Below are 16,037 nucleotides of genomic sequence, written 5' to 3'. Positions count from 1 at the left end.
TTAATCTCCCTGGCTTTTACTGGCAACGGTTTCGCCGTCGATACGCTTGGCTGTGAGGATGCGCACCGGTACATTCGGCGCCTGCGGGAAGGCGCGGTAGAGGCCGCGGGGTTCCGCGAGAATTTTGTCCACCACGTCCATACCCTGGGTCACTCTGCCGAAGACGGTGTAACCCGCTTTGTCTTCAGTGGCGTCCAGGTGGCTGTTGTGCTTCAGGTTGATAAAGAATTGTGAGGTGGCGCTGTCGGGGTCGTCCTTGCGCGCCATGGCGAGCGTGCCGCGCAGGTTTTTGAGGCCGTTGGCCGATTCATTGGTCACCGGCTCGCGGGTTTCCTTCAGCTGGAAGTCGAAGGTGTGTCCGCCGGTCTGAACCATAAAGTCGGGAATGACGCGGTGAAAAATCACCCCGTTATAAAAACCGCTGTCCAGATAAGCGAGAAAGTTCTCTACCGTAGCGGGGGCCTTTTCTTCGAACAGCTCGATCTGGATGGTGCCGAGGTCGGTCTTCAGCTCGACTTGGGGATTGTCTGCCAGGGCCGGCAGTGTGAGCAGTCCGGTTAACAGTACCGCGATCAGTTTACGCATCGTCCTTGTCTCATTCCCACGGTTAATCGGGCGTTGAATCCCGGGAAATTTTTGCGGGTTTCTGCTGCCCTGCCGCCGCAGGCGGCAGCGGCTGGGCTTACTTCCCTGTTTACCAGTGGCGGCCACTGAGGGCCGCCTGCGGTTTAGCCTGCGGTTTCGATCCGCGAAAACCCGGCAGCCGGCACTGTGGTTAATTGGCCCACTCTGAGCGGCGCCGACGCGGGCGCATATGCGGGGCGATCATCGCGAGGATAGCACCCAGGCCGACAGACAGTGCGCCGTACATATACCACTTATGCGACTCGCTGCCGGACAGGCGCTGGATTTCCGCTTCGGCCATCACCTGCTCCTGCTTCAGCAGTTCGTGCTGATGCAACAGTTTCTGGTGGCGCTGATTGAGGGCCACTGCGTCCGCGGAAAGTGATTTCAGCTCTTTGAGTTCCTGTGCCAGCTGCTGGGTTTTTTCCTGCTCGGCGGACAGGGTGGTGTTCAGTTGCAGGTTTTCGGCTTCCAGGCGGCGCACCTCGCCGCCGAGATCCATTTCCTCAAAGCGCGCCAGGTCGGCCTGGGCTTTCTTTAACTTGATCTCCGCCACGGGTTCAGCAACCAGGTATTGGCGGCGCACCCAGCCCTCTTCGCCGGCAGGGGTGCGCACGCGGGCCCAACCCTCTGCGGGGGCGTCCTCGAGCAGCGCGAGCTTGGTGCCGCTGGCCAGTCCGCGGTGCAGGATGCGGAATTCATTGCCCTTGCCCGAGCGCATGGGCACGTGCAGCTGGTCGGTGACGTAGCGGGTATCTGCGCCCAGGGCGCTGACGGGGGCGCTGATGGCGAGTAGCGCTGCGGCGGTAAGACCGGTCAGTTGTTTCATCATTGTGATACAGCTTTTTTTATCGGTTGATAATGTTGTCAAATTCAGGGAAGCACGAGCTTGAACGGCTTCACGGTTACGGAAGCGTAGACACCGGCATCGACATATGGATCCGCGTCCGCCCAGGCTTTGGCCTCTTCGAGGGAAGAAAATTCCGCGACGACCAGACTGCCGGTAAAGCCCGCCTCGCCGGGATCCTCGCTATCGATGGCCGGGTGCGGGCCCGCGATCAGTAACCGCCCCTCATCTTTAAGGCGGTTAAGTCGGGCCAGATGGTCCGCGCGCGCGCCCTTGCGCAGCGGCAGGCTGTCTTTGACATCCTCACTGATGATTGCGTACCACATGTGTTACTTATGCTCTTATCGGTTTTGTCGGAAATGTCGGCCTATTGCTGGACCATGATTTCTTCCAGTTTCAAGCCGGTCAGTTTGCCGATTCGGCGGAACAGGAAGAAAAGTACCAGCATCAGAATAATGGTCGCCGGCAGGGCGATGATCGGGAAACTCAGTGCCGTCATCTTGCCGAGCTCTTCGTTGAATGCCTCGGTGCCCGGCGGGCTCTGCAGCAGCACCTTGGCCAGGATGTAATTCAGTGCCGAAGAGAGGAAGAAAGACCCGGCTATCATCCAGGAGGCCTGCTGCAGCGTGCGCTCAAAAGCGCTCTCGTTGCCGTTGCCGGCCAGCACCCGGGCAATCTTGCCCGTATCGAGAATGCGGTCGTTGTAGATCAGGGTCTTCACCAGCGGCCAGCGGGTGTAGAGCGAGACCACCGTGGCTACGCCGAGCAGGCCGGGAATGGCGGCCTCCTTGATCGCGATATATTTTGCGTCCAGCTCCAGCAGGCTGATGCCCCCGGTCAGCAGAATGCTGACGATTCCCAGGGCGGAGAAAAAGTTGATCTTGCCCGACTGCAAAAGGTCGCGCAGACCGTAGATCAGCGGGAACGCCAGTGCCACCACGATCGCCCACTTGGTGCCCAGCCAGTCATCGCCGGACAGCTTGGTCAGGATCAGCGTGGGAATCACGATATTGAGCAGCAGATTGGCCAGCAGGCCCTCTTTTTTCGGTTGCTGTTCGGACACTGAGGTGGTCGGGTTGGTTTCGGTCATGCCTGGTTCCGGTGATAATGCCCGCTGGAAGCTTCCTGATGGGCCGAAGCAAAAACGGCCCTAGTATTCAAAATAGCTTCCGGCTGACGGTGCAGCTGTCAGCGGTAACTCTGGTTCCCCAGGGCCTGTGTGCACAAGCCTTCGGTTGGGGGCCTTATCCCTGAATCCGCCGGGCGCCCCTGAGACAGCGGCTGCCGGCAATTGTTCAAAACCGGGTGTCACTACCCGATCGAGTGTGAATCTGAGCGAGAGCCTCCTGTTGAAAGCCCTGTCAGACGATGCGGATACCGAGCTGGTGGATCTGCACTGCCACAGCACCGCGTCAGACGGTATTTTAAGCCCTACAGAGCTGGTGTCGAGGGCGAAATCCCAGGGCGTGACCCTTTTGGCGTTAACCGACCACGATACCCTGGGCGGCGTGCCCGAGGCGCAGCGAACTGGTGACCAGTTGGGCATTTCCGTTCTGCCCGGCATCGAGTTCTCCAGCCGCTGGGGCAAGCGTCCGGTGCATATTGTCGGACTCAATGTCGACTCGGCGTCCACCACTTTGCGCGAGGCCATCAACTTGCGCGAGCAGTTGCGGCGTGAGCGCGCGGAGCGCATCGCCGAGCGGCTGGAGAAGCGGGGATTTGCCGGTGCCCTGCAGGGCGCCCGCCGGTGGGCGGGCGACGGCGTGATCGGGCGGCCGCACTTTGCGCGCTGGCTGGTTGAAGAGGGGCATGTGGAAGACTCGGCACGCGCCTTCAAGCGCTATCTCGGTGCCGGCAAGGTCGGAGACGTAAAGGTGGACTGGCCGCAGCTTGAGGAAACCATCGACAGTATTCGCGCCGCCGGTGGCACAGCGGTGCTGGCGCACCCCTTGAAATACGGCCTGACGCGGACGCTGTTGCGCCGCCTGGTCAGTGACTTCCTCGAGGCCGGTGGACAGGCGGTCGAGCTGCTGTGCGGCCGCCAGAACCCTGTGCAGACGCGCGAGTTGCGAGCGCTGCTGGACGCGGTGGCGGAGGAATGCGGCCGGCCGGCCCCTCTGTTTTCTGTAGGCAGCGACTTCCATCAGCCGGACCAGCCGTGGCGTGAACTGGGCTGTGTGCGTCTTCCGGAAGGCGTCGAGCCGGTGTGGAAACTATGGCAAACTAGCGCCAACAATACGGGCTAGAGGCCCGTCGGAATTTGAAGCAAGGGGGGAGTACTTGTGGCGCAGTTTTTCCAGATTCATCCGGATAATCCTCAGGGGCGTCTGATCAGTCAGGCGGCGGATATCGTCGCCGCCGGTGGGGTGATTGTCTTCCCCACGGATTCCGCCTACGCAATAGGCTGCCGCCTGGGGGAGAAGCTGGCGGTGGAGCGGATCCGCGGGCTGCGCCAGCTGGACAAGCACCATAACTTTACGCTGATGTGCCGCGACCTGTCGGAGCTGGCCAGCTACGCCAAGGTGGACAATCAGATGTTCCGCCTGCTGAAGAATCACACCCCGGGCCCCTACACCTTCATAATGCCGGCAACAGCCGAGGTGCCGCGACGCCTGATGCATCCCAAGCGCAAGACGATCGGACTGCGCGTCCCCGACAATCCCATCGCTCTGGCCCTGATCGAGGCGGTGGGCGAGCCGCTGATGAGCTGCAGCCTGATCATGCCCGGCGATGAGCAGCCGCTCACGGATCCGTATGACATACGCGAGACGCTCGAGCACCAGGTGGAACTGATCATCGACGGGGGATTCTGCGGCCTGGAGGCGACGACCGTGGTGGACCTGACCGGCGACGAGCCGGAACTGATCCGCCAGGGCTGCGGCGCTATTGATGAAATTCTGGGCTGAGATGCCGGGCACTGATGTATAATCGCGCGTTTGCCCTGTTGGGCCGGTGAAGAGCGAGGGTGGGGCAGAGTGTCCAGTGAAGAGTTACTAGCCGAGGTGGAAGAGCAGGTGCTGGCCGAAGTTGCGGCCGGTGATGCCGATGCCGCGGAGCAGCCGCCGGAATCCGCGTCCACACCGGCCCCGCGGCAGGGCGAGATGCCCTTCGCGATGGTGCAGGGGGAAGCCTTTACCGAGCTGCCCGCAGATCTCTATATCCCGCCGGACGCACTGGAAGTGATTCTCGAGGCCTTCGAGGGTCCCCTCGACCTGCTGCTGTATCTCATTCGCCGCCAGAATCTGGATATCCTAGAGATCAATGTCGCCGACATCACGCGCCAGTACATGGGTTACGTGGAGATGATGACGTCGATGCGCTTCGAGCTGGCGGCGGAGTATCTGGTCATGGCCGCGATGCTGGCCGAGATCAAATCGCGCATGCTGCTGCCGCGCCCGCCGGAAGCGGAAGAGGAAGAGGGCGAGGATCCGCGCGCCGCGCTCATCCGCCGCCTGCAGGAATACGAGCGTTTCAAAACGGCCGCGGAGGATATCGATGAGATTCCACGAATGGGGCGCGATATCCACCAGGCTACGGCTCAGGGTCCGGATCGCAATCTCACCCGCCCGGATCCCGACGTGAACCTTAAAGAGGTGCTGGTAGCTCTGGCCGACGTGCTGCGGCGTGCGGACATGTTTGAGAGCCACCAGGTCGAGCGGGAGAAGCTGTCGACGCGCGAGCGTATGACCCAGGTGCTGGACAAGATCCGCCACCGCCAGTTTGTGCCGTTCGTCAGCCTGTTCACCGTGGAAGAGGGGCGCCTCGGCGTGGTGGTCACCTTCCTGGCGGTGATGGAGCTGGTCAAGGAATCGCTGGTGGAGCTAGTGCAGAACGAGGTCTTCGGCCCGATTCACGTGCGCGCGGCCGGCCAGGAGCCCGAACAGGATCGGGACGAAGAAGATCAAGGATATTACGAGGAGGATGCGGCCGCGCCGGCCCTGTCCTGACAAAAGTCTTAGAGTAATTTGTGTCCCCGGTCTGCCAAGCAGTCGGGACAGGTGGATTAGAGTAAAGAAATGACAATCGCTCCGGAATTACTGCGCCGCATCGTCGAGGGTGCGCTGCTGGCTTCAGGCCAGCCGCTGTCGGAAGACAAATTGCTGTCGCTGATCGACGAAGGCGAGCGCCCGGAAAAGGCGGAACTGAAAACCGCGCTGGACCAGATCGCCGAGAGCTGTGCCGAGCGCGGTTTCGAACTCAGGCAGGTCGCTAGCGGCTGGCGCTTCCAGGTGCCCGAGGACCTGGCGCCCTGGGTCAACCGCTTGTGGGAAGAGAAACCGCAAAAGTATTCCCGCGCCATTCTCGAGACGCTGGCAATCATCGCCTATCGCCAGCCGATTACCCGCGGCGACATCGAGGAGATCCGCGGCGTGGCGGTGAGTTCGCATATCGTGAAGACGCTGTCGGAGCGGGGCTGGATCAAGGTGGTTGGCCAGCGCGATGTGCCGGGCAAGCCCTCGCTGTATGCGACGACAAAAGAATTCCTCGACTACTTTAATCTGCGCACCCTGGATGACCTGCCTACGCTGGCGGAGATCCGCGATATCGACAGCCTGAACCAGATGCTGGATCTGGATCAGCAGGGTGGCGGTGAGGTCGGGTCGGAGCAGGGCGACGGCGCCGAAGCGGCGCCCGCTGAATCGGAAGCGGTCGCTTCCGATGCAAATGAAGACTCCGGCGACGCCGCCGCGGCAGAAGATTCTGCGCCGGAAGAGCCCGGCGATGACGAGCCGGTGGAAGAAGTCCTCGCGCAGGCACAGAATACGGATACGGAATCTGAAAGTGCGGCGGCCGACGACTTCGCCGAAGAAGTTGCAACAGAAGTGATCGCCACGGCCGATTTCGCTGAAAGTGAGATCGAAGAGGTGGCCGAAGCCGATATCGCCACCGACGAAATTGACGTTGCTGCCGAAGCGGATATCGCCGACAGCGTAACGGAAGCGGACGCAGGGGTTGAACCGGCAGAAGCCGGCGACGCCGAGCCGCAGACCTCTCTGGCCGCGGGGCTGCCGCCGAGCAGCCTGTTTGCCGTAGGCGATGACGATGCGGCTGACGGCATCGAAGAGACTTCCACCGCCGAGATGGCGACGAGTAATGAAGCTATTTCCGACGACGCCGACACGGATGGCGAAACCCGGAAAGAAGCGCAAGTGGAAAACACCACCCTATGAGTGAAGGCATTTCGCCCGCAGGCGAAAAACTGCAGAAAGTATTGGCGCGTACCGGACTGGGTTCGCGGCGCGAGATGGAGCGTGCGATCGAAGCCGGTCGCGTGACGGTGAATGGCAAGGTTGCTGAACTGGGTGAGCGGGTTACCGGTGAAGAGCTGATCGAATTCGACGGCCGCCGTCTGCCGGCCGCGGAAGAGAATCGCTGCCGTGTCATTCTGTACAACAAACCGGTGGGCGAAATCTGCTCGCGGCACGATCCCGAGGGCCGCCCCACCGTCTACGACAGGCTGCCGCGGTTGCGTTCCGGCCGCTGGATTTCCGTCGGCCGCCTGGATTTCAATACCAGCGGCCTGCTGTTGTTTACCAACAGCGGCGAGCTGGCCAACAAGCTGATGCACCCGTCCTCAGTGATCGATCGCGAGTACCTGGTCCGTATTCAGGGCGAGGTCGACGATGAGATGAAGAAACGCCTGGTCACCGGTGTGCTGCTGGAAGACGGAGCGGCCCGCTTCACGGATATCGTGGAGAGTGGCGGCGAAGGCAAGAACCGCTGGTTTTACTGTGTGGTGATGGAAGGGCGCAATCGCGAAGTGCGCCGCCTGTGGGAGTCCCAGGGCGTGCGCGTCAGCCGTCTGAAACGGGTGCGTTACGGCAGTGTGTTTATTCCTTCACATGTGCGTGTCGGTCAGTGGATCGAGATGGAACCGCGGGAAATCGATGACCTGTGCGTGACCGCCGGCCTGCCAAAACTCGGGCAGCGACCGCTGACCCAGGAGGAAAAGCAGAACCTGCAGCGCCAGCGCCGCAAACTGCGCAAGTCGCCGGCACCGGCATCGCGCCGCGGTAAACCCTAGCGCCGCCGATACCCATTTAAAAAGCCCGCAGGTTGCGGGCTCAGGTTGCTGACAAAGTTACGCAGTCAAAATTTAAGGCAAAGTGCTAGGGCGAGCATTTCGAACCGTCGGCGACAGGACGTCGCCGCCGGAGCTTACAGGGATGTATTCATAGCGTTTCGAAATGCTCGTTCTAGTGCTTGGCCGCCACCGCACCAGCTCAGAACGGAATACGGGGTTTATCAACAGTCTGAGCCCGCAGGTTGCGGGCTTTTTTTATTGAGGCGTGAACCGTTTTACTGGTCTTCCTCGATGACCTCTTCGCCTTCTTCCTCGAGGGTCTGGTTATCCATTTCCGACTCAATGCCCTCCGGCTCTGCGCCCATCTCATCGTCGACGTCGCCGGGTAAATCATCGTCGGACCCGTTGTCGATATCCTCGCTCGGCTGTGGTGAGGCCGTGTCTGATTCCACCAGGTTTTTAAGTTTGGCGAGCCCCTGTTCATAGGATCCGCCCACCATTTTTTTCACCAGCAATCCCATCCAGCGGGCGATGGGGCCGCCACCCATATCGCTGCTGAACCACCAGGTGATGTTGGTGCCGCTGCCCTGCGGCTGCAGGCGGAATTCCGCGGTGGCGACTCCCTGGGCGCCGAAATCCAGGTCGGTGCGCACCAGTGAATCGGGTTCGCTGGCCGTGATCGTCTGGCTGCCGCTGCCGACATTGGGGTTGTCGCTGCTCCAGCTCATTACGGCACCGAGCCCTTCTTTCGGGCCGCTGTATTCGTACTGGGTATTGGGATCCAGCTGATACCAGGGCGACCAGTCGTTGAAATTGCGGAAATTGTTAACGTAGGGAAATACTGCCTGCGGCGGCTTGGTGATATACACACTGCGCTCGAGCGTCACTTCGCGCGGAAACATAAATCCGGCGAGCACGAGCAGTGCCAGGAAAATCAGAATGTAGAGTATCCAGCGCATGGCGGGGCCCTTTTGTTATTGATTAGAGGCAAAAACCGCAGCCGGACTGCAATGATCAGTGATCGACAACCAATTAGCAATGCTTGCCCCCGGCCGCTGCGCTAATCGGGAATGTCGAGCAGAGGCAGGTGTATTTCGACACACAGGCCCGCCCCGGGCGCATTGCTGGCACTGATGCTGCCGCGGTGATGCAGGATGGTGCGCTGGGCGATGGCGAGCCCGAGTCCCAAGCCGCCGCTCTCCCTGGTGCGGGCACTGTCGGTGCGGTAGAAGGGGCGGAATATCGCCTCGAGCTCTTCCTCGTCCACGCCGCTGCCGGAGTCGATCACGCGAATGCGGCTCTGTTCGGCGGTGGCGCTGATCACCACGCTTGCGCTGCCACCGGCGGGGCTGTACTTGATGGCATTGCGCAAAATGTTCTCCAGCGCAGCCGTGAGAGAGCTACCGCGGGTGGCGACCAGGAGCTCGCTGTCGCTCTGGGCAATCGCAACGCGCAGGTCTTTTTCCCGTGCCTCACCCCTGAGATCCTCCACCAGTGCGCTGACGAGACTGTTGATTTCCACGACATCGTCCAGCGGGCGCTGGTTCCTACCCGCGACCGGTAGGGAAAGGACATCGGCGATGATGTCCTCCAGGTAGTCGGCGGCCTTGCCGATCTTGTCCAGTTCCGTTTCCAGACCCGGTACCTTCTTCTGGCGCGCGATGCCGAGCGCCACCTGCAGCCGCGCCAGCGGCGAGCGCAGTTCGTGGGATACATCCTTGATCAGCCGGCGCTGCTCCGCCATGGACTCCTGTAGTTGCGCGGTCATCGAATCGAAGTCCCGCGCGAGGTCGGTCAGCTCGTCGCTGCGGCTGTATAAGGTCGGAGCGACGCGATAGTCGAGTTCGCCGGCGGCGACCCTGCGGGTCGCGGCGCGCAGTTGGTCCAGCGGGCGGCTCAGGTAGCGTGCCAGCCAGTAACAGGCGGCACCGGAGGCGAGCATGGACAGCAGCAGAATCGGCCAGAAGTTGCGCCACAGGAAACGCAGCAGCAATTCCTCCTTACTCTTTCCGGCGATAAAGACTACCCGCAGGCTGCCGCCTTCCCGCTGGGGCATGAAAAAGCCCACGCTGGGCTTGTTTTCCACCATGCCGTGGCTTTCGCGATTGCGAAAACTGAGCGCCTCGAACAGGGGCGCCATATCGCGGGGCATGCGGCGGCCGAGAAGTTCGCGCCCGCCGGGATCCAGGACGAAGATGCGCTCCTGGATTTCCGGCGGCTGCCGTTCCAGCCAAAAGCGGAAATGTTCTGGCCCGTGGCGGCGGGTCCGCCCCAGGTTTCGCATCAGATCGCGGAAAATCTCCTGGCTTTCCCAGCGCTCTTCGTGGCGAGGGTCGCCAAATTCCCGGAAGTGGGTGGTATAGATGGCTGCCATCACCATCACCACGGCGGTGATCCAGGCGCCAAAAAACATCTTCCAGAAGAGGCTGCGCATCGGCGATCAGCCGCTCTTGCTCTGCGTCAGCATATAGCCGGCGCCGCGGATATTGATGATGAGGTCGCGGCTGGCACCCAGTTCGGCGAGCTTTTTGCGGATGTTGCTGACGTGCACGTCGATGGAGCGGTCGTAGGGCATCAACTTGCGCCCGAGCGCCGACTCAGTCAGCACTTCCTTGCTCACCACTTCGCCGGCGTGTTGCACTAGAACCTTGAGCACGGCGAATTCGGCGCCGGTCAGAGACAGCAGCTGGTCGTTCCAGTAGCCCTGGTGTTCCGACGGCAGCAGGCGCAACGCGCCGCTGATCAGCGAATCGTCCGCCCCCTCCGGCTCTACGCGCCCGCGGCGCAGCACGGCGCGCAGGCGCGCAGCGAGCTCCCGCGGGTTGCAGGGTTTCGGCAAATAGTCGTCGGCACCCATTTCGAGACCCACGATGCGGTCAACGGTGTCGCCTTTGGCGGTGAGCATCAATACCGGCAGGGAGCGGCTGGTCGGCGAGGCCTCCTCGCGCAGCTTGCGCAACAGCTCAAAGCCGTTGTGCACCGGCAACATCACGTCCAGGACCAGGGCGTCGAACCCCTGGCTCTGCGCCAGCTCCAGGCCGCGGCCGCCGTCGTTGGCGACCGTCACCTCGAAGCCTTCCCCGGTGAGGAATTCCTGCAGCAGATCTGTCAGTTCAGTGTCGTCATCGACCAGTAGGATGCGGCTCATAAAGTGCTCTCGAATTGCGTGAAGCCATTATATGCAATGCTCCGGCGCCAATTGCGACCGGCATATGGGCTTTTAACCGTTCTTAACAAATGTTTACCGCCGTTAGCCCCCATTTACACGCGCTGATCCTACTATGCAGCTACCGACACCAAACAAGAGGAAGCGTCGATGAAAAACTGGAAAGCAATGGCGAGCAGTCTCGTATTGGCAGGCGCACTGGCAGTGCCGGGAATGACCATGGCCGCCGGCGGCGAGCACGGTCCGCACCACTTTAAGGGGCCCATGTTTGAGCATTTGGCCGAGGAATTGAACCTGACCGAGGGCCAGAAGGCGCAGCTCAAGGCCAACCGCGAGGCCAATCGGGAAGCCCGCAAGGCGCACCGTGAGGAGATGCGCGCGTTGCACGAGCAGCTGCGGGAGGCCATTGATTCCGGTGCAGATCAGGCGACCCTGGACCGCCTGGGTGCCGAGCTGGGCAAGCTGCAGGTAGCCAAAATGCAGGAAATGCACCAGCAGCAAGCGCAGTTTGAGGCGATCTTGACTGATGAACAGAAGGTCAAGCTGGAACAGTTGAAAGCCGAGCGCAAAGAGCGCTGGAAAGAGCGGCGCCATAAGCGCGGCGAGCGCTGGCAGGAAGAGCAGTAGTAACGACCCAACTCCTGTGCGATCGATCGGGCAGCTTTCTACCCCAACGGCCCGGTAGATTCGTAACCCTTTGCCCCCGCTGTGCGGGGGCTTTTTTATGTCCGCGGGGCGGCTCGCCGGCCTGTCGGTCTCCTCTTGCCCAGCTTGCCGCGCCTCGCCATTGCTGGGAGAATACGCCGCCGCTCGATAGTGAAGATAGCAGCCTGCTTGTGGGCGAAGAGGAGTGATTGTGAGCAAAATCGGCTTGTTTTACGGCAGTGACGAGGGCAACACCGAGGCGGTGGCCCTGCGTATCCGCACCCGCCTGGGCGAGGATCGGGTGGATGTACACGATATCGCCGACGTCACCCAGCTGGAAATCGCCGACTACGAGCAACTGATCTTCGGTATCCCCACCTGGGATTTCGGCCAGATCCAGTCCGACTGGGAGGAATTCTGGGAAGATGTACAGGAGATCGACTTCAGCGGCAAGAAAGTGGCGCTGTTCGGGCTCGGCGACCAGTTCGGCTACGGCGACTACTTCCTCGACGCAATGGGCATGCTGCATGACGTGATCGTGGCCAACGGGGCGACCATTGTCGGCCTGTGGCCCACCGAAGGCTACGAGTTCGAGGCGTCCAAGGCGGAGATAGAGGGCGAGGGGATGTTCGTCGGCCTCGCCATCGACGAGGACCAGCAGGAGGAGCTGACCGCCGATCGCCTGAACCGCTGGTGCCGGCAGATCGCCGACGAATTCGGCCTCGAAGGCGGTGCCGACAGCGTCGCCGAGCTGGATGACTGAGGGGCCGATGAAAAGCTCCCTGTCTTTTCAGGAATTCTGGCCGTGGCTGACCGAGCATCCGAACTGCATCGTGCGCGCGGGCACCACCGATTCCGTTATTTACGATGATGACGATTACTACTGGCGCTTCGGTGAGGAGGATGTGCGGACGCTGCTGGTGCAGGTGATGCGCGGCAAACGCCCGGTGGCGGAACTGTTTATCGAGCCAGAGCACATAGTCTCGGTCCAGGTCACTCCCGGGGAGAAAGGCGAGCACAATTTCGACCTGCTAGCGGAAGTGCAGGGCCAGCCCCAGGTGGTCTATTACTTTGTACTGACCCACGCATTTGAAGAGTTACCGCAATCCGATCACGGTGGCGATCACGGGCAGGGGCGCCTGCACTAAGCCTCATTCTGGCATGGCGGCCCGTTTAGGGCCGCAACGCCTGCCATTATCTTTCGCGCTTTTCTGCGGCGCCAATACCGATATGCTGGTCGAGGAAACCGAGCAACTCGGTGTAAAGACGCCGGTTATTTTCCTCGCTGAAGAAGCCGTGCCCCTCGTTGGGCACCATCAGGGTTTTAACCGGCTTGCCGTCCTCCTCAAGCTGTTCCAGCAGTGCCTCCGCATGCTCTACTGGCACCCGCTCGTCCTGTTCACCGTGGATGACAAAAAGCGGCAGATCGAGCTTGTCGGTGTTGTACAGCGGTGAATTCGCGCGCAGGAAGTCTTCGTTCTCACTCAACTCCCGCTTCAGGTAGGCGATGCCGCGATCGCGGCGCTGGATATCTCCTTTTTCGTACATCATTTCCAGATCGTAGACACCGACATAGCCAATGGCGCATTGGTAGAGATCGGGATAGCGGATCGGGTTCATCAGCGCAGAGTAGCCGCCAAAGCTGCCGCCGAAAATACAGATGCGGCCGCGGTCCGCGTAACCCTTTTCCACGGCCCAGTTGACCGCATCGGCAATATCCCGCTGAATATTTCCGCCCCACTGGCGCCGACCGGCGGAATAGAAGTGATCGCCATAGCCGGTGGACCCGCGGAAATTGACCTGCAACACCAGGTAGCCATTCTGGGACAGTATCTGTGCCTGGCGATCGTAGCCCCAGTAGTCCCGTGCATGGGGGCCGCCATGGGGCAGGACTACCATCGGCAGTTTTGCGGTCTGCTCGCTGGGAAATGTTAGGTAGGTACCGATGCGAAGGCCGTCTTCGGTCGTTAATGAATCGGCGCGCATCGGGTTGAGGCGGTTCGGGTCTAGCCACTCGGCGGAAGACAGCAGGAAGTCGACTTTCTTCGACTGCAAATTCACCAGGAAATAATCGCCCGGCAATCGGTCCCCGTGGACTCTCAGGACGCCTTTGTTGCCGTCATCCGTGAAGCTGGTAAACGAAATTCGGTAGCCCTGAAAAGCCTTTTTCAGGCCGCGGAAAAAGGCCGCAAAACCGTTGCCCTCGTCGAAGAAATGTTCTTCCGGATAGTCGGGGTGCAGGTAGGTGCCCAGCGGCTTGTCGGTTAGCGGGTGGTGGATGATGCCGCTTATATCGGATATGTCGTGCTGGAATACCGGCGAATACTTGCCGGTGGCGTCAAGCTTGATCAGCTGTTCCGTCTGTCCTTTGCGGTCCAGCACAAGGTAGGCCTCACCGCTGTCCGCGTCGAATCCAACAGGAGTGGCGCGATCCAGAAGTGGGTTATCAACCCTGGTCCAGCCCACCTTCGCCTTCCGGTAGAGTTCGACATTGTCATTGCGGTCTGTGCCGTTGGCGAACAGCAGATTGCCGCGGCCGTCGGTAAAGGCACGCCCGCCTACCTGGGGCAGGGCGGTTACTTTGCTCCTGACGCCGGAATAGATATCGATCCGAAGGACTTCACCATGGGTCTCCCAGTCCTTGGCCCAGGGGTAGGTGGAAACGAGAATTTCATTATCCTTGTCGCGCAGAACGTCGATGATGGTGGCGTGGGCGTAGGTGCTCTCCGCTTTCTTGATGCGCGAACCCGTCTGCTTTTCGCCGGCAGCCCAGCCAAAAATATTTTTGCCCATGGTGCCATCGTAATTGATCGCGTACAGGGAGCCATAGTTGACCGGGGCTTCCAGGGCGGCTTTGCGGGAAATGACTTCGGCGACCACGCGCTCGTCATTGGCCCAGTAGAAATTTCCCACTTCTTCCTTGCCGCGAAAACGCAGCAGGCCGGTGATTTCCAGCGGCTTCAGCGACATAAAGACCAGAATGCGCTCGCCTTCGTAGAGCTTGCGTATCGCCAGGTGGGTTCCTTTGGGCGAGATTTTGACCTGTTGAATATCTTCGTGTTTAACCAGATCCTGCAATGGAATGCGAGTGGCGCTGAAAACAGTAGAAGAGTAAAGGAGTAGGAGGCTTGTCGCTAAGATCCGAAGCATTGAAACGCCCGTTTTTTTTGATTTTTTTCATTATGTCGAAAGAGCGCGCCCCGGGCCAGGAGCGCACAATTACAGCGGATTACAGCAACCGTTTGAGAATCTCCCGGTACATATCCTTCAGGCTGTCTAGGTCTGCGGCCTTCACGCATTCGTCCACCTTGTGGATGGTCGCATTCACGGGGCCGAGCTCGACTACCTGGGCGCCGGTGGGTGCGATAAAGCGGCCATCCGAGGTGCCGCCGGCGGTGGAGAGTTCGGTGGCTAATCCCGTAACGGATTCGATAGCTGCCTGCGCGGCTTCCACCAGTGGGCCCGCGGCGGTCAGGAACGGTTGGCCGGACAGTTTGAAGTCGGCTTCGTATTTGAGGCCGTGTTTGTCGAGAATCTTGCGCGCGCGCTGCTCCAGCTGTGCGGCGGTCGTCTCGGTGGAGAAACGCCAGTTGCAGACTACCTTGACGTCGCCGGGAATCACGTTGGTGGCACCGGTGCCGCCATTGATGTTGGAGACCTGGAAGCTGGTGGCCGGGAAAAAATCATTGCCCTTGTCCCACTCCTCAGCGGCCAGTTCGGCCAGCGCCGGGGCCAGCGTGTGGATCGGGTTCTCCGCCAGGTGCGGGTAGGCCACATGGCCCTGCACGCCGAACACGGTCAGCTCGAGGCCGAGAGAGCCGCGGCGGCCGTTCTTGATGACATCGCCGACGCGCTCGGTGCTCGACGGCTCGCCCACCAGGCAGCAGTCGATCTTCTCACCCTGTTCCTCGAGCCATTCGACCACCTTGACGGTGCCGTTGTGGGCCGGGCCCTCCTCGTCGCTGGTGATCAGGAAGGCGATACGCCCCGAGTGCTCCGGGTGCGCGGCAACAAACTCCTCGCAAGCCACTACCATGGCGGCCAGGGAGCCTTTCATATCCGCAGCGCCGCGGCCGTACAGGTAACCGTCCTCGATAACCGGCTCGAAGGGCGGGTGCTGCCAGTTTTCCTCGGGGCCGGTGGGTACCACATCGGTGTGGCCGGCGAAGGCGAACAGCGGACCCTCGTTTTTGCCGTTGCGCACGGCCCAGAAGTTGTCGGTGTCGCCGCGGCGCAACATAGTAGTTTCGAAGCCGATTTTTTCCAGGCGCTCGATCATCAGCGGCATACAGCCGGCGTCTTCCGGAGTGACGGATCTGAGGCGGATCAGGTCGCAGGCGAGTTGTTGTGTTGGGGTCATTGGGGTATTCCTTTGTGCCCACAGCGGGCTTTGTGATCGGAACTCTGCAACTGGTTGCGGGGCGGCGCTGCTACCGGTATCCGTTTGCGGGACACGCTGTAAATACATCCCTGTACGCTCGGCGGCGGCCATCCATGGCCGCCGACGGTCCCGCAAACGAATACCGCTATCAGCTCCTTCGCATCTAACTTCAGTTCCTTCCGGCCTCATCTCAATTAGGTTGGTAATACTGGAGAGTCCGATGCGAAGGGGCTGCTGCCGATGGCTTCTTGCGGGACTGTCTGCGAGAAGGACCTCGCAGACAAGCCTCCAGGGATGGATTCACGGCGTGTCCCGTAAGAAGCCATCGGCAGCAGGGCCGCCACGGAGC

The 16,037-nt window shown here is 61.0% G+C and carries 17 protein-coding genes; 8 read left to right on the top strand and 9 right to left on the bottom strand.

The features are described from left to right. The 4 genes from BUC36_RS04015 to BUC36_RS04000 form a co-directional block, all read right to left on the bottom strand. A complete protein-coding gene (locus BUC36_RS04015) occupies nucleotides 1–585 on the bottom strand; it encodes a peptidylprolyl isomerase (RefSeq protein WP_073271760.1) in 585 nt (194 codons plus the stop codon). A 190-nt stretch (nucleotides 586–775) separates the two neighbouring features. Further along, nucleotides 776–1,456 (bottom strand): TIGR04211 family SH3 domain-containing protein, encoded by a 681-nt coding sequence (locus BUC36_RS04010; RefSeq protein WP_073271757.1) that lies wholly within the window; start codon nucleotides 1,454–1,456, stop codon nucleotides 776–778. Nucleotides 1,457–1,497: 41 nt separating this feature from the next. Further along, nucleotides 1,498–1,797, bottom strand: coding sequence for a YciI family protein (locus BUC36_RS04005; protein WP_073271752.1), 300 nt, complete (start codon nucleotides 1,795–1,797; stop codon nucleotides 1,498–1,500). Nucleotides 1,798–1,838: 41 nt separating this feature from the next. After that, the gene (locus BUC36_RS04000) at nucleotides 1,839–2,561 is read right to left on the bottom strand and encodes a VC0807 family protein (protein ID WP_073271749.1); all 723 of its coding nucleotides are present in this window, start codon (nucleotides 2,559–2,561) and stop codon (nucleotides 1,839–1,841) included. Nucleotides 2,562–2,820: 259 nt separating this feature from the next. Between BUC36_RS04000 and BUC36_RS03995 the strand changes: the two genes are divergently transcribed. From BUC36_RS03995 to rluB, 5 genes are all read left to right on the top strand, one after another. After that, complete coding sequence (locus tag BUC36_RS03995; protein WP_234994880.1) at nucleotides 2,821–3,717, top strand: PHP domain-containing protein; 897 nt, start codon at nucleotides 2,821–2,823, stop codon at nucleotides 3,715–3,717. A 36-nt stretch (nucleotides 3,718–3,753) separates the two neighbouring features. Continuing rightward, nucleotides 3,754–4,377, top strand: coding sequence for an L-threonylcarbamoyladenylate synthase (locus tag BUC36_RS03990; protein ID WP_073271747.1), 624 nt, complete (start codon nucleotides 3,754–3,756; stop codon nucleotides 4,375–4,377). A gap of 69 nt (nucleotides 4,378–4,446) precedes the next feature. Beyond that, nucleotides 4,447–5,418, top strand: a complete 972-nt coding sequence (locus BUC36_RS03985) for a segregation and condensation protein A (protein ID WP_084535582.1) — start codon at nucleotides 4,447–4,449, stop codon at nucleotides 5,416–5,418. A 69-nt stretch (nucleotides 5,419–5,487) separates the two neighbouring features. Next, on the top strand, nucleotides 5,488–6,642 hold the full coding sequence (gene scpB / locus BUC36_RS18565; protein ID WP_084535580.1) for an SMC-Scp complex subunit ScpB: 1,155 nt from the start codon (nucleotides 5,488–5,490) through the stop codon (nucleotides 6,640–6,642). Next, nucleotides 6,639–7,496, top strand: a complete 858-nt coding sequence (gene rluB / locus BUC36_RS03975) for a 23S rRNA pseudouridine(2605) synthase RluB (RefSeq protein ID WP_073271744.1) — start codon at nucleotides 6,639–6,641, stop codon at nucleotides 7,494–7,496. The genes scpB and rluB overlap by 4 nt, the downstream gene beginning before the upstream one ends. Before the next feature lie 275 nt (nucleotides 7,497–7,771). Here rluB and BUC36_RS03970 read toward each other — a convergent pair whose 3' ends face one another. From BUC36_RS03970 to BUC36_RS03960, 3 genes are all read right to left on the bottom strand, one after another. Next, the gene (locus BUC36_RS03970) at nucleotides 7,772–8,455 is read right to left on the bottom strand and encodes an SRPBCC family protein (protein WP_073271741.1); all 684 of its coding nucleotides are present in this window, start codon (nucleotides 8,453–8,455) and stop codon (nucleotides 7,772–7,774) included. Nucleotides 8,456–8,556: 101 nt separating this feature from the next. Further along, complete coding sequence (locus tag BUC36_RS03965; RefSeq protein WP_073271737.1) at nucleotides 8,557–9,930, bottom strand: ATP-binding protein; 1,374 nt, start codon at nucleotides 9,928–9,930, stop codon at nucleotides 8,557–8,559. Between the two features lie 6 nt (nucleotides 9,931–9,936). After that, complete coding sequence (locus BUC36_RS03960) at nucleotides 9,937–10,644, bottom strand: response regulator transcription factor (RefSeq protein ID WP_073271734.1); 708 nt, start codon at nucleotides 10,642–10,644, stop codon at nucleotides 9,937–9,939. Between the two features lie 168 nt (nucleotides 10,645–10,812). Between BUC36_RS03960 and BUC36_RS03955 the strand changes: the two genes are divergently transcribed. From BUC36_RS03955 to BUC36_RS03945, 3 genes are all read left to right on the top strand, one after another. Next, the gene (locus BUC36_RS03955) at nucleotides 10,813–11,289 is read left to right on the top strand and encodes a Spy/CpxP family protein refolding chaperone (RefSeq protein WP_073271732.1); all 477 of its coding nucleotides are present in this window, start codon (nucleotides 10,813–10,815) and stop codon (nucleotides 11,287–11,289) included. Nucleotides 11,290–11,518: 229 nt separating this feature from the next. Further along, on the top strand, nucleotides 11,519–12,070 hold the full coding sequence (locus BUC36_RS03950; protein ID WP_073274537.1) for a flavodoxin: 552 nt from the start codon (nucleotides 11,519–11,521) through the stop codon (nucleotides 12,068–12,070). 7 nt (nucleotides 12,071–12,077) lie between these two features. After that, on the top strand, nucleotides 12,078–12,455 hold the full coding sequence (locus BUC36_RS03945; RefSeq protein WP_084535578.1) for a hypothetical protein: 378 nt from the start codon (nucleotides 12,078–12,080) through the stop codon (nucleotides 12,453–12,455). A gap of 46 nt (nucleotides 12,456–12,501) precedes the next feature. Here the strand turns inward: BUC36_RS03945 and BUC36_RS03940 are convergent, their stop codons facing one another. Both BUC36_RS03940 and dapE read right to left on the bottom strand, forming a co-directional pair. Beyond that, nucleotides 12,502–14,385: an alpha/beta hydrolase family protein gene (locus tag BUC36_RS03940; protein ID WP_073271725.1), complete on the bottom strand. Its 1,884-nt coding sequence runs from the start codon at nucleotides 14,383–14,385 to the stop codon at nucleotides 12,502–12,504. 151 nt (nucleotides 14,386–14,536) lie between these two features. Then, a complete protein-coding gene (dapE, locus tag BUC36_RS03935) occupies nucleotides 14,537–15,667 on the bottom strand; it encodes a succinyl-diaminopimelate desuccinylase (RefSeq protein ID WP_073271722.1) in 1,131 nt (376 codons plus the stop codon). Nucleotides 15,668–16,037 lie beyond the last annotated feature (370 nt).

The sequence above is a fragment of the Microbulbifer donghaiensis genome (genome assembly GCF_900129095.1).
Classification (GTDB): domain Bacteria; phylum Pseudomonadota; class Gammaproteobacteria; order Pseudomonadales; family Cellvibrionaceae; genus Microbulbifer; species Microbulbifer donghaiensis.
The sequence above is the reverse complement of the archived record's forward strand: the minus strand, read 5'-3'. Positions and strand labels throughout refer to the sequence as shown.